Source organism: Streptomyces purpurascens (genome assembly GCF_045040895.1).
Taxonomy (GTDB): domain Bacteria; phylum Actinomycetota; class Actinomycetes; order Streptomycetales; family Streptomycetaceae; genus Streptomyces; species Streptomyces purpurascens.
The window spans coordinates 2445807-2466826 of the sequence record NZ_CP108341.1 but is presented as its reverse complement, the minus strand read 5'-3'; the positions used below and the strand labels follow the sequence as shown (position 1 = coordinate 2466826).

19 protein-coding genes are annotated in these 21020 nt (G+C 69.9%); 14 read left to right on the top strand and 5 right to left on the bottom strand.

The window, feature by feature from the left end; genetic code table 11:
- The first annotated feature begins 16 nt into the window (after positions 1–16).
- The 7 genes from OHU35_RS11290 to OHU35_RS11260 all read left to right on the top strand — a co-directional run bounded on the left by OHU35_RS11290 (position 17) and on the right by OHU35_RS11260 (position 6069).
- Positions 17–811 (top strand): cell division protein FtsQ/DivIB, encoded by a 795-nt coding sequence (locus OHU35_RS11290; RefSeq protein ID WP_405505250.1) that lies wholly within the window; start codon positions 17–19, stop codon positions 809–811.
- A 288-nt stretch (positions 812–1099) separates the two neighbouring features.
- A complete protein-coding gene (gene ftsZ / locus OHU35_RS11285) occupies positions 1100–2293 on the top strand; it encodes a cell division protein FtsZ (protein WP_189729071.1) in 1194 nt (397 codons plus the stop codon).
- Between the two features lie 10 nt (positions 2294–2303).
- Positions 2304–3035, top strand: coding sequence for a peptidoglycan editing factor PgeF (pgeF, locus tag OHU35_RS11280; RefSeq protein WP_189729069.1), 732 nt, complete (start codon positions 2304–2306; stop codon positions 3033–3035).
- A gap of 6 nt (positions 3036–3041) precedes the next feature.
- Entirely contained in the window at positions 3042–3761 is a 720-nt protein-coding gene (locus OHU35_RS11275; RefSeq protein ID WP_405505249.1) for a YggS family pyridoxal phosphate-dependent enzyme, read from the top strand.
- Positions 3762–3890: 129 nt separating this feature from the next.
- Positions 3891–4532: a cell division protein SepF gene (locus OHU35_RS11270; RefSeq protein WP_184596554.1), complete on the top strand. Its 642-nt coding sequence runs from the start codon at positions 3891–3893 to the stop codon at positions 4530–4532.
- A gap of 59 nt (positions 4533–4591) precedes the next feature.
- Positions 4592–4876: a YggT family protein gene (locus tag OHU35_RS11265; protein WP_115908676.1), complete on the top strand. Its 285-nt coding sequence runs from the start codon at positions 4592–4594 to the stop codon at positions 4874–4876.
- 56 nt (positions 4877–4932) lie between these two features.
- The gene (locus OHU35_RS11260; RefSeq protein WP_405505248.1) at positions 4933–6069 is read left to right on the top strand and encodes a DivIVA domain-containing protein; all 1137 of its coding nucleotides are present in this window, start codon (positions 4933–4935) and stop codon (positions 6067–6069) included.
- 185 nt (positions 6070–6254) lie between these two features.
- On the opposite strand, the gene ileS is transcribed toward OHU35_RS11260, so the two are convergent.
- Complete coding sequence (gene ileS, locus OHU35_RS11255; protein ID WP_405505247.1) at positions 6255–9398, bottom strand: isoleucine--tRNA ligase; 3144 nt, start codon at positions 9396–9398, stop codon at positions 6255–6257.
- 616 nt (positions 9399–10014) lie between these two features.
- Between ileS and OHU35_RS11250 the strand changes: the two genes are divergently transcribed.
- The 6 genes from OHU35_RS11250 (at position 10015) to OHU35_RS11225 (ending at position 15992) form a co-directional block, all read left to right on the top strand.
- Positions 10015–11310, top strand: coding sequence for a TraR/DksA family transcriptional regulator (locus tag OHU35_RS11250; RefSeq protein WP_189729061.1), 1296 nt, complete (start codon positions 10015–10017; stop codon positions 11308–11310).
- Positions 11311–11399: 89 nt separating this feature from the next.
- Positions 11400–12056: a signal peptidase II gene (gene lspA / locus OHU35_RS11245; RefSeq protein WP_189729059.1), complete on the top strand. Its 657-nt coding sequence runs from the start codon at positions 11400–11402 to the stop codon at positions 12054–12056.
- Positions 12057–12101: 45 nt separating this feature from the next.
- Positions 12102–13046, top strand: coding sequence for an RluA family pseudouridine synthase (locus OHU35_RS11240; RefSeq protein WP_189729057.1), 945 nt, complete (start codon positions 12102–12104; stop codon positions 13044–13046).
- Positions 13043–13513: a GNAT family N-acetyltransferase gene (locus OHU35_RS11235; protein WP_189729055.1), complete on the top strand. Its 471-nt coding sequence runs from the start codon at positions 13043–13045 to the stop codon at positions 13511–13513. Before OHU35_RS11240 ends, OHU35_RS11235 begins: the two co-directional genes overlap by 4 nt.
- A gap of 95 nt (positions 13514–13608) precedes the next feature.
- Positions 13609–15195 carry a Na+/H+ antiporter gene (locus OHU35_RS11230; protein ID WP_189729053.1) on the top strand — a complete coding sequence of 529 codons (1587 nt, stop codon included), beginning with the start codon at positions 13609–13611 and terminating at the stop codon, positions 15193–15195.
- A 56-nt stretch (positions 15196–15251) separates the two neighbouring features.
- Positions 15252–15992, top strand: coding sequence for an SDR family oxidoreductase (locus tag OHU35_RS11225; RefSeq protein ID WP_359895428.1), 741 nt, complete (start codon positions 15252–15254; stop codon positions 15990–15992).
- Between the two features lie 67 nt (positions 15993–16059).
- Here OHU35_RS11225 and OHU35_RS11220 read toward each other — a convergent pair whose 3' ends face one another.
- A complete protein-coding gene (locus tag OHU35_RS11220) occupies positions 16060–17196 on the bottom strand; it encodes a mechanosensitive ion channel family protein (protein WP_405505246.1) in 1137 nt (378 codons plus the stop codon).
- Between the two features lie 108 nt (positions 17197–17304).
- Between OHU35_RS11220 and OHU35_RS11215 the strand changes: the two genes are divergently transcribed.
- Positions 17305–17874 carry a dienelactone hydrolase family protein gene (locus OHU35_RS11215; protein ID WP_184596574.1) on the top strand — a complete coding sequence of 190 codons (570 nt, stop codon included), beginning with the start codon at positions 17305–17307 and terminating at the stop codon, positions 17872–17874.
- Between the two features lie 15 nt (positions 17875–17889).
- Here the strand turns inward: OHU35_RS11215 and OHU35_RS11210 are convergent, their stop codons facing one another.
- The 3 genes from OHU35_RS11210 to OHU35_RS11200 all read right to left on the bottom strand — a co-directional run bounded on the left by OHU35_RS11210 (position 17890) and on the right by OHU35_RS11200 (position 20943).
- A complete protein-coding gene (locus OHU35_RS11210) occupies positions 17890–18225 on the bottom strand; it encodes a hypothetical protein (RefSeq protein ID WP_189729045.1) in 336 nt (111 codons plus the stop codon).
- A 136-nt stretch (positions 18226–18361) separates the two neighbouring features.
- On the bottom strand, positions 18362–20032 hold the full coding sequence (locus OHU35_RS11205) for an alkaline phosphatase D family protein (RefSeq protein ID WP_405505245.1): 1671 nt from the start codon (positions 20030–20032) through the stop codon (positions 18362–18364).
- A gap of 92 nt (positions 20033–20124) precedes the next feature.
- Positions 20125–20943, bottom strand: a complete 819-nt coding sequence (locus tag OHU35_RS11200) for a thioredoxin domain-containing protein (protein ID WP_189729041.1) — start codon at positions 20941–20943, stop codon at positions 20125–20127.
- Positions 20944–21020 lie beyond the last annotated feature (77 nt).

Sequence of the window (21020 nt, the reverse complement as noted above, 5' to 3'; positions counted from 1 at the left end):
CGGAAGGCAGGGGAGCGTGGCCGGATCGACCACCGCCGAGCGCGGTGAACGCCAGCGGAAGTCGTCCGGTCCGCCACCCCGACCGCGGTCGAGGCGGGCCCGGCTTCGTGTGATTGTCATCCTGGGCCTCGCCCTGGTCTTCCTCGGCTTCCCGACGGTGTGGCTGTTCTACGGCTCCGACTGGCTGCGTGCCGAGCGGGTCTCCGTGTCGGGCACCAGGGTCCTGACTCCGGCTCAGGTCCGGGCCGCCGCCGACGTTCCCCTCGGGAAGCCGCTGATTTCCGTCGACACCGAAGCGATCGAGACACGACTGCGCCGGAAATTGCCCCGAATTGACTCGGTTGACGTGGTCCGTTCCTGGCCCGATGGAATCGGGCTGAAAGTGGTCGAGCGGACTCCGGTTCTGATTGTCCAAAAGGGCGGAAAGTTCGTCGAAGTGGACGATGAAGGTGTCCGTTTCGCCACGGTGTCCGAGGCGCCGAAAGGCGTGCCCGCACTGGAATTGACGCTGTCCCGGTCCAGCTCCGCCGCCGCGAGCCTGCGCCGCTTCGGCGAGTCCCGGCTGGTGCGCGAGGCGGTCGTCGTCGCCCGTGCGGTTCCGGCCGCCGTCGCCCGCGGCACACAGGCCGTCAAGGTCCGTTCCTACGACGACATCTCGCTGGAGTTGAGGGACGGCCGCACGGTCGTCTGGGGCAGCAGCGAGAAGGGCGCGGTCAAGGCCCGTACGCTCACCGCCCTGATGAAAGCCTCGCCCGGCGCGCGCTACTTCGACGTGAGTGTTCCCACCGCGCCCGCGTCATCAGCGAGTTGACGCACATCCGCGCAGGCCAGCACCCTGGTTGGGCAGTGCTACGGCTGATCACATAGGGTGAAAAGAAAAACGGGAGGTTCGGCGTGTTCGTTGAACGTGCGCCACTTGTCGACTTAGTGTCCTGTTCAGAAGACTCCAAGGAACAGACACACTGGTAACCCTAAACTTCAGGGTTAGGGTTCGGGTCGGCGATACGGACCGTCCCATTCGGCATCAGTCGTCGGGTCGCGGGGCGCAGTGCGTCACGGTGATTCGGCGACACGTAACTCGAGGCGAGAGGCCTTCGACGTGGCAGCACCGCAGAACTACCTCGCAGTCATCAAAGTCATCGGTGTCGGCGGCGGTGGTGTCAATGCCATCAACCGGATGATCGAGGTCGGTCTCAAGGGCGTCGAGTTCATCGCCATCAACACCGACGCGCAAGCTCTGTTGATGAGCGACGCCGACGTCAAGCTGGACGTCGGCCGTGAACTCACCCGCGGACTCGGCGCCGGAGCCAACCCGGCCGTGGGCCGCAAGGCCGCCGAGGACCACCGCGAGGAGATCGAGGAGGTCCTCAAGGGGGCCGACATGGTCTTCGTGACAGCCGGTGAAGGCGGCGGCACCGGCACCGGCGGCGCGCCCGTCGTGGCCAACATCGCCCGCTCGCTCGGCGCTCTCACCATCGGTGTGGTCACGCGTCCGTTCACCTTCGAGGGGCGGCGCCGCGCGAACCAGGCCGAGGACGGCATCGCCGAGCTCCGCGAAGAGGTCGACACCCTCATCGTCATCCCGAACGACCGGCTGCTGTCCATCTCGGACCGCCAGGTCTCGGTGCTGGACGCCTTCAAGTCGGCCGACCAGGTCCTGCTCTCCGGTGTCCAGGGCATCACCGACCTCATCACCACCCCTGGCCTCATCAACCTCGACTTCGCCGACGTCAAGTCGGTCATGTCCGAGGCGGGCTCGGCGCTGATGGGCATCGGCTCGGCGCGCGGCGACGACCGCGCGGTGGCCGCGGCCGAGATGGCGATCTCCTCGCCGCTGCTGGAGGCGTCCATCGACGGCGCCCGCGGTGTGCTGCTCTCCATCTCCGGCGGCAGCGACCTCGGTCTGTTCGAGATCAACGAGGCCGCCCAGCTGGTGAGCGAGGCCGCTCACCCCGAGGCCAACATCATCTTCGGCGCGGTCATCGACGACGCCCTCGGCGACGAGGTCCGGGTCACCGTGATCGCGGCCGGCTTCGACGGCGGCCAGCCGCCGTCCAAGCGGGACAACGTCCTCGGCTCGTCCTCGGCCAAGCGCGAGGAGCCGGCCCCGGCACGGCAGACCGAGAGCCGCCCGTCCTTCGGCTCGCTCGGCAGCGTCACCCCGAAGGAGGACCCGGAGCCCGCTCCGGAGCCGGTCAACGACATCCCGGTCGCCCCGCCGGTCCCGCCGGCGCCGCGGACCTACTCGGACAGCGCGGCCGAGGAACTGGACGTACCGGACTTCCTTAAGTGATCCTCCTGACGTGATAGGACAGCGCGAGAGCGTGGGCGGCGCGCACTTCGGCTTCACCGACCGGTGGGGCGGAGTGAGCGCCGCTCCGTATGAGGAGCTCAACCTCGGCGGAGCGGTCGGCGACGACCCCGACGCCGTACGCGGCAACCGGGACCTGGCCGCCAAGTCCCTGGGTGTCGAGCCGGACCGGGTGGTCTGGATGAACCAGGTGCACGGGGCCGACGTGGCGGTGGTGGACCGGCCGTGGGGATCTTCGTCCGAGATCCCGTCGGTCGACGCGATCGTCACGGTGAAGCGGGGGCTCGCCCTCGCCGTGCTCACCGCGGACTGCGTGCCGGTCCTGCTCGCCGACCCGGTCGCCGGGATCGCCGCGGCGGCTCACGCGGGCCGGCCCGGCATGATCGCCGGGGTCGTCCCGGCCGCGCTACGCGCGATGACCGAACTGGGCGCCGAGCCCTCCCGGATCGTCGCCCGCACCGGGCCCACCGTCTGCGGCCGGTGTTACGAAGTGCCCGAGGCGATGCGCGCCGAGGTGTCCGCCGTCGAGCCGGCGGCGTACGCCGAGACCAGTTGGGGCACTCCGGCGGTCGACGTGAGTGCCGGAGTGCACGCCCAGCTCGAACGGCTCGGGGTGCGTGACCGGGCGCAGTCTCCGGTGTGCACGCTGGAGTCGAACGATCACTTCTCGTACCGCCGCGACCGCACCACCGGTCGACTCGCGGGCTATGTGTGGCTGGACTGATAGGGCATGACGGACCGTAAGGACGAACTCGCCGCGAATCTGGCGAATGTTGAGCGGCGCATCGCCGACGCGTGCGCGGCCGCCGGCCGGGGGCGCGAGGAAGTGACCCTGATCGTGGTCACCAAGACCTATCCGGCGAGCGATGTGCGCGTGCTGTCGGAACTCGGGGTGCGGCATGTCGCCGAGAACCGCGACCAGGACGCGGCCCCCAAGGCCGCCGCCTGTGCGGATCTGCCCCTTACATGGCATTTTGTCGGTCAACTCCAGACCAACAAGGTGCGATCGGTGGCCGGTTACGCGGACTTCGTGCAGTCCGTCGATCGTTCCAAGCTCGTCACAGCTCTGTCGAAGGAAGCTGTCCGGACCGGGCGCGAACTGGGGTGTCTTCTCCAGGTCGCGCTCGACGCCGGGGAGAGCGCGAGGGGCGAGCGGGGCGGCGTGGCCCCCGGCGGGATCGAGGAGTTGGCCGGCCTCGTGGCCGAGGCGCCGGGGTTGCGGCTCGGCGGACTGATGACCGTCGCACCGCTCACCGGCGAATATGCGGGACGCGAACAGGCGGCGTTCGAGCGGTTGATGGTTTTGTCGACCGACCTGCGCCGGAGTCATCCGACTGCCACCATGGTCTCGGCAGGGATGAGTGCGGACCTCGAACAGGCCGTGGCGGCCGGAGCGACACATGTGCGCGTCGGCAGCGCGGTACTCGGAGTCCGCCCCAGGCTCGGGTAACGTCGCCAGGAAGTCGGACCACAGCAGAAAATATGGTCATTGCCGCCGATAGGCGGACTCAAGGACCTCGTGGATCGCAGGCACTTGGCAGTCGTCAGCAGATCCACCACAGAGCGGAGGACTCAGAGCATGGCCGGCGCGATGCGCAAGATGGCGGTCTACCTCGGCCTCGTGGAGGACGATGGGTACGACGGCCGCGGATTCGACCCCGACGACGACTTCGAACCCGAACTGGACCCGGAGCCCGAGCGGGACCACCGACGGCACGAGCCGTCCCATCAGCCGCACGTCTCACATCAGCCTCAAAGGGACGAAGAGGTACGAGTCGTACAGCCGTCCGTGCCTCGCGAGCCGGCCCCCCGTTCCGCTTCGCTCCCCGCGGAATCCGGCCGCCCGGCGCGCATCGCGCCCGTGGCATCCATCACACAAGAACGCGCAAGTCTGGAGAAGAACGCACCGGTGATCATGCCCAAGGTCGTGTCCGAACGAGAGCCTTACCGGATCACCACACTCCACCCACGGACCTACAACGAGGCCCGTACCATCGGGGAACACTTCCGTGAAGGCACTCCGGTGATCATGAATCTGACTGAGATGGATGACACAGATGCGAAGCGACTTGTCGACTTTGCGGCTGGTCTGGTGTTTGGTCTTCACGGCAGTATCGAGCGGGTGACGCAGAAGGTGTTCCTGTTGTCGCCTGCTAACGTCGATGTCACGGCGGAGGACAAGGCCCGCATCGCAGAGGGCGGGTTCTTCAACCAGAGCTGAGACGCACCACCGGAAACAGCAGTACCCAGCAGGGCACAGGGGAGAGGGAAACGCAGGTCATGAGCGTGGTTTTGGATGTCATCTACATCGCGCTGATGTGCTTCCTCATCGTGCTCATCTTCCGGTTGGTCATGGACTATGTCTTCCAGTTCGCCCGCTCATGGCAACCCGGCAAGGCGATGGTGGTCGTTCTGGAGGCCACCTACACTGTCACTGATCCACCGCTCAAGCTTCTGCGGCGGGTCATTCCGCCGCTGCGTCTCGGGGGCGTGGCGCTAGACCTGTCCTTCTTCGTACTGATGATCATCGTCTACATCCTGATCTCGATCGTGAGCCGGCTGTGATGAGCGATGTGACCTACCGTCTTGCCGAATGCCGACGACTACGTTGAGGTGAAGAGATGCCGTTGACCCCCGAGGACGTGCGGAACAAGCAGTTCACGACCGTCCGCCTCCGAGAAGGCTATGACGAGGACGAGGTCGATGCCTTCCTCGATGAGGTCGAAGCCGAACTGACCCGCCTGCTCCGCGAGAACGAGGACCTGCGCGCCAAGCTGGCCGCGGCCACGCGCGCTGCTGCCCAGAACCAGCAGAACATGCGCAAGCCTCCGGAGCCCCAGCAGGATCAGCAGCAGCAACAGCAACAGCAGCAGCAGGGCATGCGCGGTCCGGGTGGTCCCGTACCCGCCGGCATATCGGGCCCGCCGCAGCAGCAGATGGGTGGCCCCATGGGTGGTCCGCCCCAGCTGCCGAGCGGTGCCCCGCAGCTGCCCGCCGGCCCCGGCGGTCAGGGTGGTCCGCAGGGTCCCGGCCCCATGGGCCAGGGTCCGGGCGGTCCGGGCCCGATGCAGCAGCAGATGCAGCAGCAGATGGGTGGTCCGATGGGCGGCCCCATGGGCGGTCCTCCGATGGGCGGCCCCGGTCAGGGAGGCCCCGGTGGCGACAGCGCCGCCCGTGTCCTCTCGCTGGCCCAGCAGACCGCCGACCAGGCGATCGCCGAGGCCCGTTCCGAAGCCAACAAGATCGTCGGGGAAGCGCGTTCGCGTGCCGAGGGTCTTGAGCGTGACGCCCGTGCCAAGGCCGACGCCCTGGAGCGGGACGCGCAGGAGAAGCACCGCGTGGCGATGGGCTCCCTGGAGTCCGCTCGCGCCACGCTGGAGCGCAAGGTCGAGGACCTGCGCGGCTTCGAGCGCGAGTACCGCACGCGCCTGAAGTCGTACCTGGAGTCGCAGCTGCGTCAGCTGGAGACCCAGGCCGACGACTCGCTGGCTCCGCCGCGCACTCCGGCTGCCGCGTCCCTCCCGCCGTCCCCGGCGCCTTCCATGGCTCCGGCCGGCGCGAGCGCCCCGTCCTACGGGGGCGGCAACCAGACGATGGGCGGCGCCCCGTCGCCGTCCGGTCCGTCCTACGGCGGTCAGCAGCAGATGTCTCCGGCGATGACCCAGCCGATGGCGCCGGTGCGTCCGCAGGGCCCGTCGCAGATGGGTCAGGCGCCCTCGCCCATGCGGGGCTTCCTGATCGACGAGGATGACAACTGACGGCCTGATGGCCAGTAGTACGGCGTAGACATCGGCAGCGTTCAGGGCGAGGCCCCGGGTTGATCCCGGGGCCTCGCCCTTTTGCCATGCCTGTTCGCGCATACGCAATCGCGTTCGTGCGTACGCAACGCCGAAGGCCCGGTCCCACCAAGATCTTTGGCGGGGCCGGGCCTTCGGTCCGAGCGTTACGCCTTGCGCAGGCGGAACGTCAGGGACAGACCCTCGTCACTGAAGGGCTCGCCGTACGTGTCGTCGGCCTCGCCCTGGGCGAAGTCCGTCGCCAGGACCTCGTCGGCGATCAGGCCGGCGTGGCCGGTCAGGGCCGCGACCGTCGCCGCGTCCGTGGCGGTCCAGCGCAGCGCGATGCGGTCGGCCACGTCGAGGCCGCTGTTCTTGCGGGCCTCCTGGATCAGCCGGATCGCGTCACGGGCCAGGCCCGCACGCCGGAGTTCCTCCGTGATCTCCAGGTCGAGGGCGACCGTGGCACCCGAGTCGGACGCCACCGACCAGCCCTCACGCGGCGTCTCCGTGATGATCACCTCGTCGGGAGCCAGCGTGATGGTCTCGCCGTCGACCTCCACCGACGCCGTGCCCTCGCGCAGGGCCAGGGACAGGCCGGCCGCGTCCGCGTTCGCGACGGCCTTGGCCACGTCCTGGACGCGCTTGCCGAACCGCTTGCCCAGCGCGCGGAAGTTGGCCTTGGCCGTGGTGTCGACCAGGCTGCCGCCGACGTCGCTCAGTGTCGCGAGCGACTCGACGTTCAGCTCCTCCGTGATCTGGGTGCGCAGTCCGGAGTCCAGCGCGTCGAAGCCCGACGCGGCGATCAGGGCGCGGGACAGCGGCTGACGCGTCTTGACACCCGACTCCGCGCGCGTGGCGCGGCCCAGCTCCACGAGCCGGCGCACCAGCACCATCTGCTTCGACAGCTCCGGGTCGATGGCCGCGAGGTCCGCCTGCGGCCAGGAGGACAGATGGACCGACTCCGGGGCGCCCGGGGTGACCGGAACGATCAGGTCCTGCCAGACCCGCTCGGTGATGAACGGGGTCAGCGGGGCCATCAGCTGCGTGACCGTCTCGACCACCTCGTGCAGCGTGCGCAGTGCCGCCTTGTCGCCCTGCCAGAAGCGGCGGCGGGAGCGGCGCACGTACCAGTTCGACAGGTCGTCGACGAACGCGGACAGCAGCTTGCCGGCGCGCTGGGTGTCGTAGGCGTCGAGGGCCTGGGTGACCTGGTCGGTGAGCGCGTGCAGTTCGGAGAGCAGCCAGCGGTCCAGGACCGGGCGGTCGGCCGGGGCCGGGTCGGCCTCGGAGGGGGCCCAGCCCGACGTACGGGCGTACAGGGCCTGGAAGGCGACCGTGTTCCAGTAGGTGAGGAGCGTCTTGCGGACGACCTCCTGGATGGTGCCGTGGCCGACGCGGCGGGCCGCCCAGGGGGAGCCGCCGGCCGCCATGAACCAGCGGACCGCGTCGGCGCCGTGCCGGTCCATGAGCGGGATGGGCTCCAGGGTGTTGCCCAGGTGCTTGGACATCTTGCGGCCGTCCTCGGCGAGGATGTGGCCGAGGCAGACCACGTTCTCGTACGACGACTTGTCGAAGACCAGGGTGCCGACCGCCATCAGCGTGTAGAACCAGCCGCGGGTCTGGTCGATGGCCTCGCAGATGAACTGCGCCGGGTAGCGGGCCTCGAAGGTCTCCTTGTTCTTGTACGGGTAGCCCCACTGCGCGAACGGCATCGAACCCGAGTCGTACCAGGCGTCGATGACCTCGGGCACGCGCGTGGCCGTCCGGCCGCACCCGTCCTGCGGGCAGGCGAAGGTGACCGCGTCGATGTACGGGCGGTGCGGGTCAAGGCCCGACTGGTCGGTGCCGGTCAGCTCGGTCAGCTCGGTGAGGGAGCCGACGCAGGTGAGGTGGTCGTCCTCGCAGCGCCAGATCGGCAGCGGCGTGCCCCAGTAGCGGTTGCGGGAGAGCGCCCAGTCGATGTTGTTGTCCAGCCAGTCGCCGTACCGGCCGTGCTTGACCGTGTCCGGGAACCAGTTGGTGTTCTCGTTCTCCGCGAGGAGACGGTCCTTGATCTCCGTGGTGCGGATGTACCAGGAGGGCTGCGCGTAGTAGAGCAGCGCGGTGTGGCAGCGCCAGCAGTGCGGGTAGCTGTGCTCGTACGGGACGTGCCGGAAGAGCAGGCCGCGCTCGTCGAGGTCGGCGGTGAGCTGCTCGTCGGCCTTCTTGAAGAAGACGCCGCCGACCAGGGGCAGGTCCTCCTCGAAGGTGCCGTCCGGGCGGACCGGGTTCACGACCGGCAGGCCGTAGGAGCGGCAGACCTTGAGGTCGTCCTCACCGAAGGCGGGGGACTGGTGGACGAGACCCGTGCCGTCCTCGGTGGTGACGTAGTCGGCGTTGACCACGTAGTGGGCCGGCTCGGGGAACTCGACCAGCTCGAACGGGCGCTGGTACGTCCAGCGCTCCATCTCGGCGCCCGTGAAGGTCTGGCCGGTGGTCTCCCAGCCCTCGCCGAGGGCCTTGGCGACGAGCGGCTCGGCGACGACCAGCTTCTCCTTGCCGTCGGTGGCGACGACGTAGGTGACCTCGGGGTGCGCGGCGACGGCCGTGTTCGAGACCAGGGTCCAGGGCGTGGTCGTCCACACCAGGAGCGCGGCCTCGCCGGCGAGCGGGCCGGAGGTGAGCGGGAAGCGGACGAACACGGACGGGTCGACGACCGTCTCGTAGCCCTGCGCCAGCTCGTGGTCGGACAGGCCCGTGCCGCAGCGGGGGCACCAGGGGGCGACGCGGTGGTCCTGGACCAGCAGGCCCTTGTTGAAGATCTCCTTGAGCGACCACCAGACCGACTCGATGTACGCGGGGTCCATGGTGCGGTAGGGGTCGTTGAGGTCGGTCCAGAACCCCATGCGGGTCGTGAGCTCTTCGAAGGCGTTGGTGTGCCGGGTGACCGACTCGCGGCACTTCGCGTTGAACTCGGCGATGCCGTACGCCTCGATGTCCTGCTTGCCGGAGAAGCCGAGCTCCTTCTCCACCGCCAGCTCCACCGGGAGGCCGTGGCAGTCCCAGCCGGCCTTGCGGGCGACGTGGTAGCCGCGCATGGTGCGGAAGCGGGGGAAGACGTCCTTGAAGACGCGGGCCTCGATGTGGTGGGCGCCGGGCATGCCGTTGGCGGTGGGCGGGCCCTCGTAGTACACCCACTCGGGGCGGCCCTCGGACTGCTCCAGGCTCTTGGTGAAGATCTTCTGCTCGTCCCAGAAGGCGAGCACCGTGTGCTCGAGGGCGGGCAGGTCGACCTGGGCGGGTACCTGGCGGTACGTCGGCGATGTCATCAGCGGGCTTCCTCCGGCGGACTTGCTGCCTTCCGTCCGGAGGGACGAGAGCTACGTCATTGCCTGCGCCGACTTCGGCGCGCTCCCGCGGTACCACCCTCCTTGGCCCTCCGGTGCGGGGTGTGCGCCGGTGAGCCCCCTCATTGGGGTCGCGATGCCGGTTCTACCGGCCGCGGCTGTTCGGCTGCGGCTTTCTTCCGGCGGCTCCGGGGTGATCTTCGCGTCGCGCTCGCCCCCGGGCTTCCACCGTCCCCGGGTCGCTCTGGGCTGCGTACGCCGCTACTCGTCCCCATCCACGCTTTTCGCTCCGCCCAGTGTACGGCGCCGGGCGGACAGCGGCCGACCGCTTTTCGGGGCCGCCGGGGACCGGGTGACGTGGGAGGTTCGGTTTGGGGTTTGATGACCCGAATGGCGAGGTATGGGTGTTCGGATCCTGGGACGTCCGGCTCGGCGGATTACCGGGCGGGGAGCTGGGCACAACGGATGCAGGTTCGCCGCGCGGCATGCGCGAGGCGGGCGAATCGGGCGGTGTGCCCCGTTGCCGCGGGACTCAAGTCGATTTATCGTCCCAGCACGATTCGCGAGCAAGGTCACAATATGTGAAGGGGCCGCGGCCATGGTGGCGAAGAAGACCGCCGTACAGCAGCCGGCGTCCGGCAGGTCCGCGGAGGCCTCCGGCGGTGCGCCCAAGGACCCGGGCGGGAAGAAGACCACCCAGGGAGGCTCGGCGGGGCGGGCGGCGAAGGGGGCGACCGAGAAGGCGACCGGGGGGACGAAGGCGGCTGTCACCAGGACCAAGGCGGCGGTCAAGAAGGTGACGGCCAAGAAGACCGCGGTGGGAAAGGCCGTGGCCAGGAAGGTCACGGACAAGACGGCCGGGGCCAAGGGAACGAGCGAAAAAGCTGAGGCCGATGAGGCCGCGGTCGAGAAGACTGAGGCCGAGAAGGCTGAGGTCGAGAGGACTGCGGCTGAGGGGACGGCGGCCGAGAAGGCTTCCGCCCGGAAGACGGCGACCAAGAAGACGGCGGTCAGAAAGGCGACGGCCAAGAAAGCCGCGGGCGCGAAGGCCGCGGCCGGGAAGGTCGCGGGCAAGAAGACGGCGGCCAAGAAGGCGGCCGCCGATGAGGCAGCGGAGCGGAAGACGGCGGCTGTCGACGAGGCGGCGGGGCGGAAGGCCGCGGGCGAGAAGGCGGCTGCCGGCGGGACGGCGGAGAAGAAGGCCGCGGTCAAGAGGGCGAAGGCCGCCAAGGCCGTCGCCGCGGGGAAGAGCGTCGGGGCCGAGGGCGTGCGCGCCGGAGGCAAGAGCACCACCAGGAAGAGCGCGGCCGGGAAGGGCACTGCCCGGACCGGCGCGGTCACACAGGACAAGGCCGGGAACAGCACGGCCAAGAAAGCGGGCGCGGCCGAGGCCGCGGCGCAGACGGGAGCGACCACGGTGGGTGCGAAGAAGACTCCTGGCACGGCGACGGCGGCCAAGACCGCCGTTCCGAAGGCACGGGTGGCCGCGGCGGAGCCCGGTGAGCTCGCGGTACGCCCGGGGGAGGACCCCTGGACGGAGGCGGAGGTCGAGGAGGCGCGTGCCGAGCTGACGTCCGAGGAGACCCGGCTGCGTGAGGAGATCACGTCGTCGGAGCGCTCGCTCGTCGGTCTGATGCGCGACTCCGGGGACGGCGCGGGCGACGACCAGGCGGACACCGGTACCAAGAACATCACCCGCGAGCACGAGCTGGCCCTGGCCGCCAACGCGCGCGAGATGCTGATCCAGACCGAGCGAGCCCTGGACCGTCTCCACTCGGGCACCTACGGCCTGTGCGAGAACTGCGGCAACCCCATCGGCAAGGCCCGGATGCAGGCCTTCCCGCGGGCCACGCTGTGCGTGGAGTGCAAGCAGAAGCAGGAGCGCAGGTACTGACCGGCGGCCGAATGCCTCCTGAGCACGTGGGGGGCACGGGGTGTGTCGTACCCTCGTCCTCAGTCAGGCACCTAGGTTGAGGGACTCACGTGGCAGAGGCGGAGCGCATCATCGGTACGCCGGACACACCGGACGCTGCCGGGGACGGGCAGGAGCGGCCCGAGGACGCGGCGTCGGGCGAGCGCGCCGACTCCGAGGGCACCCGGGCCACCGGAGAGCCCGGCACGGGTGAGCCGGAGCCCACGGCCGCGCAGCCCCGGGGCAAGCGCCGTATCGCGGTCCTGTTCGCTGTCGCCCTGTTCGCGTACGCCCTCGACCTGAGCACCAAGATGATCGTGGTGGCCAAGCTGGAGCACCACCCGCCCATCGAGATCATCGGGGACTGGCTGAAGTTCGAGGCGATCCGCAACGCGGGTGCGGCCTTCGGCTTCGGCGAGGCCTTCACGGTGATCTTCACCATGATCGCGGCGGCGGTGATCGTGGTGATCGCCCGGCTCGCCCGCAAGCTCTACAGCCTGCCCTGGGCGCTCGCGCTCGGACTGCTGCTCGGCGGTGCGCTGGGCAACCTCACCGACCGGATCTTCCGTGCGCCGGGTGTCTTCGAGGGCGCGGTCGTGGACTTCATCGCGCCCAAGCACTTCGCCGTCTTCAACCTGGCCGACTCGGCGATCGTGTGCGGCGGCATCCTGATCGTGCTGCTGTCGTTCAAGGGGCTCGACCCGGACGGCACCGTCCACAAGGACTGACAGGCGCCGGTCGGGACTGTCGGACCCGTCCGGCATACTCGACGGGTGAGCACGATTCCCGAGATCCGCACCCTGCCCGTGCCCGACGGACTGGAGGGCGAGCGCGTCGACGCCGCCATCTCCCGCATGTTCGGCTTCTCCCGGACCAAGGCGGCCGAACTCGCCGCCGCGGGAAAGGTCGCGGTCGACGGGTCGGTGGTCGGAAAGTCGGAGCGTGTGCACGGCGGCGCCTGGCTGGAGGTCGAGATGCCGCAGGCGCCCGCGCCGGTGCAGGTGGTGGCCGAGCCGGTCGAGGGCATGGAGATCGTGCACGACGACGATGACGTGGTCGTGATCGTCAAGCCGGTGGGCGTCGCCGCGCACCCGTCGCCGGGCTGGACCGGGCCGACCGTCATCGGGGGCCTGGCCGCCGCCGGGTACCGGATCTCCACCTCCGGGGCCGCGGAGCGCCAGGGCATCGTGCACCGCCTCGACGTCGGCACGTCCGGGCTGATGGTCGTGGCCAAGTCGGAGTACGCGTACACATCGCTGAAGCGCCAGTTCAAGGAGCGCACGGTCGACAAGCGGTACCACACGCTCGTCCAGGGCCACCCCGACCCGACCAGCGGCACCATCGACGCGCCCATCGGCCGCCACCCCCACCACGACTACAAGTGGGCGGTCACCGCCGAGGGCAAGGCGTCCGTCACGCACTACGACCTGATCGAGGCCTTCCGCGCGGCGTCGCTGCTCGACGTGAAGCTGGAGACCGGCCGCACCCACCAGATCCGCGTCCACATGGCCGCCCACCGGCACCCCTGCGTAGGCGACCTGACCTACGGCGCCGACCCGACCCTCGCCAAGCGCCTCGGCCTGACCCGCCAGTGGCTGCACGCGGTGCGCCTCGGCTTCGAGCACCCCGGGGACGGGCAGTGGGCGGAGTTCTCCTGCGACTACCCGGAGGACCTGCAGAAGGCCCTGGACCAGGTCCGGGAGGAGACGTACGCATGAGCACCCCGCGGTATGCGGTGCGTGTCGCGGAGGACGCCGCCGACCGTGAGGCGTGCTTCGCGGTGCGCAAGGAGGTCTTCGTCGGCGAGCAGGGCGTGCCGGAGGACCTCGAGTACGACGCGTACGACGCGGGGGCCGTGCATGTGCTGGCCGTCCGGGAGGACGGCGTGCCGCTCGGGACCGGGCGGCTGCTGTACGGCGAGGCGGCCGTGGCGCAGACCGGAGCCGGCCCGTCCGTCGGCTCCCTCGGCCGGCTCGCCGTGGCCGGCCAGGCGCGCGGCCTCGGTGTCGGGGTCGCCCTGGTGCGGGCCATCGAGGACGCCGCACGCGCGCGTGGGCTCGCGGCCGTGGACCTGCACGCGCAGACGCACGCGCTCGGCTTCTACGCGCGGCTCGGCTACGAGGCGTACGGGCCGGAGTATCTGGAGGCGGGTATCCCGCACCAGGGGATGCGGCGTTCGCTGTAGCCGCTCGCCGCGGGTGCCGAAACGGTTTGTCCGTGGAGTTGCGTGGCAGGCTTGAGTTCAGTCGTATGACCGTCTGACCTCCCGGAGTGCTGACCGTGGATCAGTTGGCCCTGTTGTTCGTGCTGCTGCTCGGGGCCGTGATCAGCGTCCCGGTCGGGGACCGGCTGGGGATGCCCGCGCCGGTGCTGATGACGCTCCTGGGCATAGTCCTCGCGCTGCTCGACTTCGTACCGAACGTCGAGATCCCGCCTGACCTCATCCTGCCGCTGCTGCTGCCGCCCCTGTTGTACGCCGCCGTGCGGCGCACGTCATGGCGGCAGTTCGCGGCGAACAAGAGACCCATCTTCCTGCTGGCCGTGGCGCTGGTGTTCGTCACCATGGCCTGTGTGGCCGCCGCGGCCGACGCGATCGTGCCGGGGCTGCCGCTCGCCGCGGCGTTCGCGCTCGGTGCGCTGGTGGCGCCGCCGGACCCGGTCGCGGCGACCGCCGTCGCCGGGCAGCTGGGGCTGCCGCGCCGGCTGGTGTCGATCCTGGAGGGCGAGGGGCTGTTCAACGACGTGACGGCCATCGTCCTCTACCACGTGGCGATCGCCGCCGCCGTCAGCGGGACGTTCTCGCCCTGGCAGGCCGGCCTCGATCTGGTGCTGTCGGCCGTGGTGGGGGCGGCCGTGGGCATCGCTCTGGGCTGGGGCGCGAACAAGCTGATGGACCTGCTCGGGGACGCGACCCTGCAGATCGGGCTGACCCTGCTGGTGCCGTACGCCTCGTACGTCATGGCCGAGGAACTGCACGGGTCCGGAGTGCTCGCCGTGCTGACCACCGCGGTGTTCCTCGCGGAGTACGGGTCCGACGCCGACGACGTCATGACCCGGCTGGCCGGGCACACGTTCTGGAACATCGTCGACACGCTCGTCACCGGCGTCGCGTTCGGGCTGGTCGGTCTCGAGCTGCACAACGCCATTCGCACCGCGTCCGGCCGGTGGGGCGAGCTGCTCGGCTGGGCGGCGGTCGTGGTGGTCGTCGTCGTGTTCGTACGGCTGCTGTGGCTGCTGCCGGCGACCTGGCTGACCAAACGGCTGCACGCGCGGCGGGACTACGACGAGGACATCCCGGTGAGCTGGCGCGAGACCGTGGTGATGTGGTGGTCGGGGATGCGCGGGGTGGCCTCGGTGGCGTTGGTCCTGGCCATTCCGCTGGAGACGGACGCGGGGGCTCCCTTCCCCAACCGGGACGAGCTCATCTTCATCGCGTTCGGCGTGATCGTGGCGACGCTGGTGGTGCAGGGGCTGACGTTGCCGTGGCTGGTGCGGCGGCTGGGCGTGAAGGCCGACCGGGACCAGGAGAAGGAACGCGCGAAGGAACTGGCGATCCGGGCGTCCAAGGCGGCGAAGCGGAGGCTGCGCGAGATCGAGGAGGAAGAGGACCTCCCGGAGGACCTGTCCGAGCAGATGCTGCGGCGGGCCTTCGACATCGGGGTCCGGATCAGTCCCGAAGTCGCCGAGGACGAGCGGCGGGAGGCCTCCGGGGAGCGCGCGCGGCGGCTGAAGCGGGTGCGGCGGATCCAGCAGGAGATGCTGAGCGCGGCCCGGCACGAGGTGCTGGCGGCGCGGAGTGAGCCGGGGGCCGATCCGGAGGTCGTGGACCGGGTGTTGCGGCATCTTGATGTGCGGTCGATGCGGTGAGCGGTTTCCCGGCGGGGTCTTCGCCGTCGGCGGCTGACGGGTCGTAGGGTCGTCGTATGGCTCGGAATGTTGTGATCAGTGGTGGAGGAACCGGAATCGGGCTCGCGGCGGCCCGGGCGTTCGCCGCGGGCGGGGATCAGGTCCTGTTGCTCGGGCGGCGGGCCGATGTGCTGGAGAAGGCCGGGGTGCCGGGGGCGCGGACGTATGCGGCGGATCTCAGCGAGCCGGCGGACGTGCGGGGTGTCGCCGGGTTCGTGGAGCGGGAGTTCGGGGCCGTGGACGTGCTCGTGCACAGCGCCGGAGGCAATGGGCTGCTCGAGCCGGACGCCGGGAGTGACGATCCGCTCGAGGCCGTCGCGCACAGCTGGACCGTGAACTTCCGGCTCAACACCCTGACCGCCGTCCTGCTCACCGAGGCTCTGAGGCCGCGCCTCGCCGAGCCCGGTGGGCGGGTGCTGTTCCTCGGTTCCATCGCCGCCTACCGGGGATCCGGGAGCGGCGCGTACGCGGCGGCCAAGGCGGGTCTGCATCCCTACGCCCATGATCTGGCCCGGCAGCTGGGGCCGCGCGGCATCACCGTGAACGTGGTCGCGCCCGGCTATGTCGAGGACACCGAGTTCTTCGGGGACGCGATGAGCGAGGAGCGGCGGGCGCGGCTCGTCGCGGAGACCTCGAACGGGCGGGCCGGGACCCCCGGTGACGTAGTCGAGACCCTGCACTGGCTGGCCTCTTCGGGCGCCGGGCACATCACCTCCCAGATCATCCAGGTCAACGGCGGCGCCGAACGGGGTCACTGACCGGCCGAGAAGGGGGCTGCCCGCGGTACGGGCAGCCCTCTCTCTTCTCTCTTTGCCGGCTCTCGTGTCAGCGCTCCGGCCTGGCCGAGCCGTGGTAGCGGCGCTGCTGGGGCGGGACGCCGTCCTGCGACGGGGGGTGGCCGTTCCCATTCCCGTTCCAGGACGGCGGCAGGAGCGCGTCCGCCGTGTTGACCCGGGGGAGGGCGTACGGGTGCTCGTCCGCCAGCCAGCGGACCATCTCCTCGCGCACCGTGACCCGCACCGTCCAGATGTCGTCCGCGTCCTTGGCCGTCACCAGGGCCCGCACCTGCAGGGTGCTCGGGGTGGTGTCCGTGACGCACAGGTTGTAGGCGCGGCCGTCCCAGGCCGGGCACTCGCGCAGGATGTCGCGGAGCTTCTCGCGCATCGCGTCCACGGGGGCCGTGTGGTCCACGTGCCAGAAGACGATGCCGGTCATCTGCGGGGTGCCCCGCGACCAGTTCTCGAACGGCTTGGACGTGAAGTACGACACCGGCATGGTGATCCGGCGCTCGTCCCAGGTGTGGACGGTCAGGAACGTCAGCGTGATCTCCTCGACCGTGCCCCACTCGCCGTCCACCACCACGGTGTCCCCGATACGCACCATGTCGCCGAAGGCGATCTGGAACCCCGCGAACATGTTGCTCAGCGTGGACTGGGCGGCGACACCGGCGACGATGCCGAGGATGCCGGCCGAGGCCAGCAGCGAGGCGCCGGCCGCCCGGAACGCCGGGAACGTCAGCAGCATGCTCGCCGTGGCCACCACGCCGACGACCGCGGACACCACCCGCATGATCAGCGTCACCTGGGTGCGCACGCGGCGGACCCTTGCCGGGTCGCGGTGGGCCCGTGCGCTGGCGTACCGGCTGTAGGACGTCTCGACGATCGCCCCCGCGATACGGATCACCAGCCAGGCGGCCGACCCGATGAGCAGCAGCGTCAGCGCCTGGCCGAGGCCCTCGCGGCGGTCGTCCAGCAGGTCCGCCTCGTCGTACGACCCTCTCAGGAGGGCCGCGAAGAGCACGAGCTGGTAGGGAATGCGCCCGCGGCGGAGCAGACCCCACAGCTGGGTCTCGTGGTGTCGTTCGTCGGCCTTGCGCAGCAGGAAGTCGGTGGCCCAGCCGATCACCAGCGTGAGCACGACCGAGCCACCGACCACGATCAGCGGTCGCAGCAGGTTCTCCATGCCCCCGAACCTAACCGGCCACCGGCAGACATGAACATGTGACTTCCGTCCGGTGCTGGGTACTGCCGCGATCTCGCGGTGTCACACCCGGCTGGCACCATGGGCTTCATGAACATCATGCTCTTTCACTCGACCCAGGGGCTGCGGCCCGCGGTGCTCCAGGCCGCTGACCGGCTGCGCACGGCCGGACACGAGGTGTGGACGCCCGACCTCTTCGAGGGGCGCACGTTCGAGGCGGTCGAGGAGGGCATGGAGCACCAGGAGAAGATCGGCAAGGACGAGCTGCTGAAGCGGGCCGTGCTGGCCGCCGCGCCCTACTCCGAGCGCGGACTGGTGTACGCGGGATTCTCGCTCGGCGCCTCGATCGCCCAGACCCTCGCCCTCGGCGACGACAAGGCGCGCGGGCTGCTGCTCCTGCACGGCACGTCGGACATCGCGCCGGACGCCACGGCCGACGACCTGCCGGTCCAGCTGCACGTGGCGGAGCCGGATCCCTTCGAGACGGACGACTGGCTCAGCGCCTGGTACCTCCAGATGGGCCGGACCGGCGCGGACGTCGAGGTGTACCGCTACGCCGGGGCCGGCCACCTCTACACCGACCCCGACCTGCCGGACTACGACGAGGAGGCCGCCGAGGCCACCTGGCGGGTGGCGCTCGGCTTCCTCGACAGCTTGTAGCCGGCGGTCATCCGCCTACCTGGGGAAGCACTCCTTGGGCGGGTTCTCCAGGGAGGCGAAGTGCCCGGACCATATCCAGCCCACCGGGTGCGAGTCGTAGATCCGGAACCACCGGGCCCCCGAGGGGGTCGTCGTGGTCGAGCACTGGATGCGCTCCTTGGTGCCGGCCTTGTCCACGCGGTACCGCTCCGACGAGGAATCGGGCTTGGCGTAGACGGGGGCGCCGTCCGGGTTCAGCACGGACAGAGTGACGTAGGCCGGTGCCGCGGGGGCGGATTCCTGTGCATGGGCGGCGGTGGCGGTACCTCCGGCGAGGGCCAGAGCGGCCACGACCACCGCTGACTTCGTCAAGACACCTTGAGAGGTGGCCATGTGACTCCTTTCTCGTACGCGTCGATAGCGCTGACGAATCGTCAACCTACTGAGAAAGACGTAGGAGTTGCTCGTACGGTTGACGACTTCAAGGTGTCTTTTCGTAGACGGCCGCTCACACCGGGTCGTAGACCCGCTCGAGCTTCTGTGTGCCGCTGCGGGTGCGGTAGGAGCGGGTCCACTTGGCGGTCGCGTCGCGTTTCGCGCGGTCGGAGAGGACGTAGTAGTCCATCTGGGCGCGCTCGGCCGTGATGTCCAGGACGCCGTAGCCGTGGCGGTCGGTGTCGACCCAGTGGACGTGCCGGTTGGCGGCGCGGATGACGGGTGAGGCGACCGCGGAGACCGTGCCCTCCGGGACCTTGACGATGTCGTCGAGGTTGTCCGAGGTGACCGAGGTGACGACGAACTCCGTGGCGGCGGACGGGGACAGCGGGTACGTGCCGGCGTCCACCGGGACGTCGTTGGCCCAGGCCATGTGGATGTCGCCGGTGAGGAAGACCGTGTTGCGGATCGCGTTCGCGCGCAGGTGGGCGAGGATCTCGCGGCGGTCGTCGGTGTAGCCGTCCCACTGGTCGGTGTTGAGGGCCAGGCCCTCCTGCGGCAGGCCGAGCAGCTTGGCGAGGGGCTTCAGCAGGTCGGCGGAGAGCGAGCCGATGGCGAACGGCGAGATCATCACCGAGTTGCCGACCAGCCGCCACGTGGTGTCGGACGCCTTCAGTCCCGCCTTGAGCCAGTCGAGCTGGGCGCGGCCGGTGAGCGTGCGGTCCGGGTCGTCGACCTCGCCGTTGCCCACCTTGACCTGCTGCGAGCGGAAGGACCGCAGGTCAAGCAGTGAGAGGTCGACCAGCTTGCCGAAACGCAGCCGGCGGTAGGTGGTGCCCGCGATCGCCGGACGCACCGGCATCCACTCGAAGTAGGCCTGCTTGGCGGCGGCCTGGCGGGCGGACCAGGCGCCCTCCGCGCCCTCCGTGTGGTTCTCGGCACCGCCCGACCAGGCGTCGTTGGCGAACTCGTGGTCGTCCCAGATCGCCACGACCGGGGCCGTGGTGTGCAGGGCCTGGAGGTCCGGGTCGGTCTTGTAGCGCGCGTGCCGGATGCGGTAGTCGGCGAGCGTGACGATCTCGTGGGCCGGGGCGTGCGGGCGTACGACCGTGCCGCGCGTGCCGTACTCGCCGGTGCCGTACTCGTAGATGTAGTCGCCGAGGTGCAGCCAGGCGTCCAGGTCGCCGCGGGCCGCGAGATGGCGGTACGAGGAGAAGTAACCGGCTTCCCAGTTGGCGCAGGAGACCACGCCGAAGCGGAGGTTCGTGACGGCCGCGTCGGCCGCCGGGGCGGTGCGGGTGCGCGCGGCGGGGGAGTCGGTGCCGCCGGAGGAGAAGCGGAACCAGTAGTCGGTGGCCGGCCTGAGGCTCCGGATGTCGGCCTTCACCGTGTGGTCGGAGGCGGCCGTCGCGGTGGTGGAACCCTTGGCGACGATCGTGGTGAAGGCGCGGTCCTCGGCGACGACCCAGCTCACCACGGTGTCCGGACCCAGCCCGGAGCCGGGTATCGCCTCCGGGACGGGGGTCACCCGGGTCCACAGCAGGACGCCGTCCGGCAGGGGGTCACCGGAGGCGACGCCGTGCAGGAAGGCGGGAGCCTGGTCGGCGGCGCGCGCGGGCAGGGAGGCGGCGAGCGGCCCGGCCAGGACAGCGGTCGCCGCCGCGGCCTTGACGACCGTACGGCGGCGGGGGTTGAGGGAGTTGATGCCCTCGGACGTCTTCGATGATCTGTATCGACTGGTCACGGACGATCAGGTTACTGATCGGTACGCACCAGAGCGGGCGAACTCCGGAAGTTCGCCCGCTCTTCACGCGGTGGCCCGTACCGGACCCGCCGTCACTTCTTGAGGGCCTCGCCCACCACCCGGTTGAAGTCGGCCACGGTCATCAGCGGCGTGCCCTGGCTGTCGGCGGTGAGCTGCTTGCCGTCCATGGCGAAGCCCGGGGTGCCCTTCACGCCCTCCTTGTTGTCGTCGAAGGTCTTCGACATGGCCATCGCCCAGGCGTCGTAGGTGCCCTTCTCGACCGCGTCCTGGAACTTCTTGTTGTTCTTCAGCTCGGGGACGGTGTTCGCGACCTTGATGAGGTAGCTGTCGTCCTTGAACTCGTCGGTCGTCTCCTCGGGGTGGTACTTCGCCGAGTACAGCGCGGCCTTGTAGTCGAGGAACGCGTCGTCGCTCACGTTCAGCGCGGCACCCAGGGCGCTCAGCGCGTTCTTGGAGCCCTCGCCGTTGTCCTTGTTGTCGATGAACGTGGCACCGATGAACTGCATCTTGTACTTGCCGTCGTCGATGTCCTTCTTCACGGTCGGGCCGACGGTCTGCTCGAACTGGGCGCACACGGGGCAGCGCGGGTCCTCGTAGACCTTCAGGGTCTTCTTGGCCGAGTCCTTGCCGATGACGACCGTGGTGCCCTTGGCGCCCGTGGTGTTGGCCGGCGTGACGACCTTGGCGTCCTTCTTGCCCTCCCAGTAGCTGGGCTTGTTGGCCTGGACGACCGCGTAGCTGATGCCGCCGGCTATCGCCAGGACGCCGACGATGGAGCAGGCGACGACGATCTGCCGCTTGACCTTCGCGCGCTTGGCTTCGCGCTCACGCTCGGCGCGCAGCCGCTCGCGGGCCGCCGTCTTCGCCGCCTGGGTGTTCCGCTTGCTCATGGTGATGTTCTCCGTAGGGGTACGCGCACACCGGGGTGTGCGGAATGCGTAGGGGGACTGCCTGTGCTCGAAAGGTG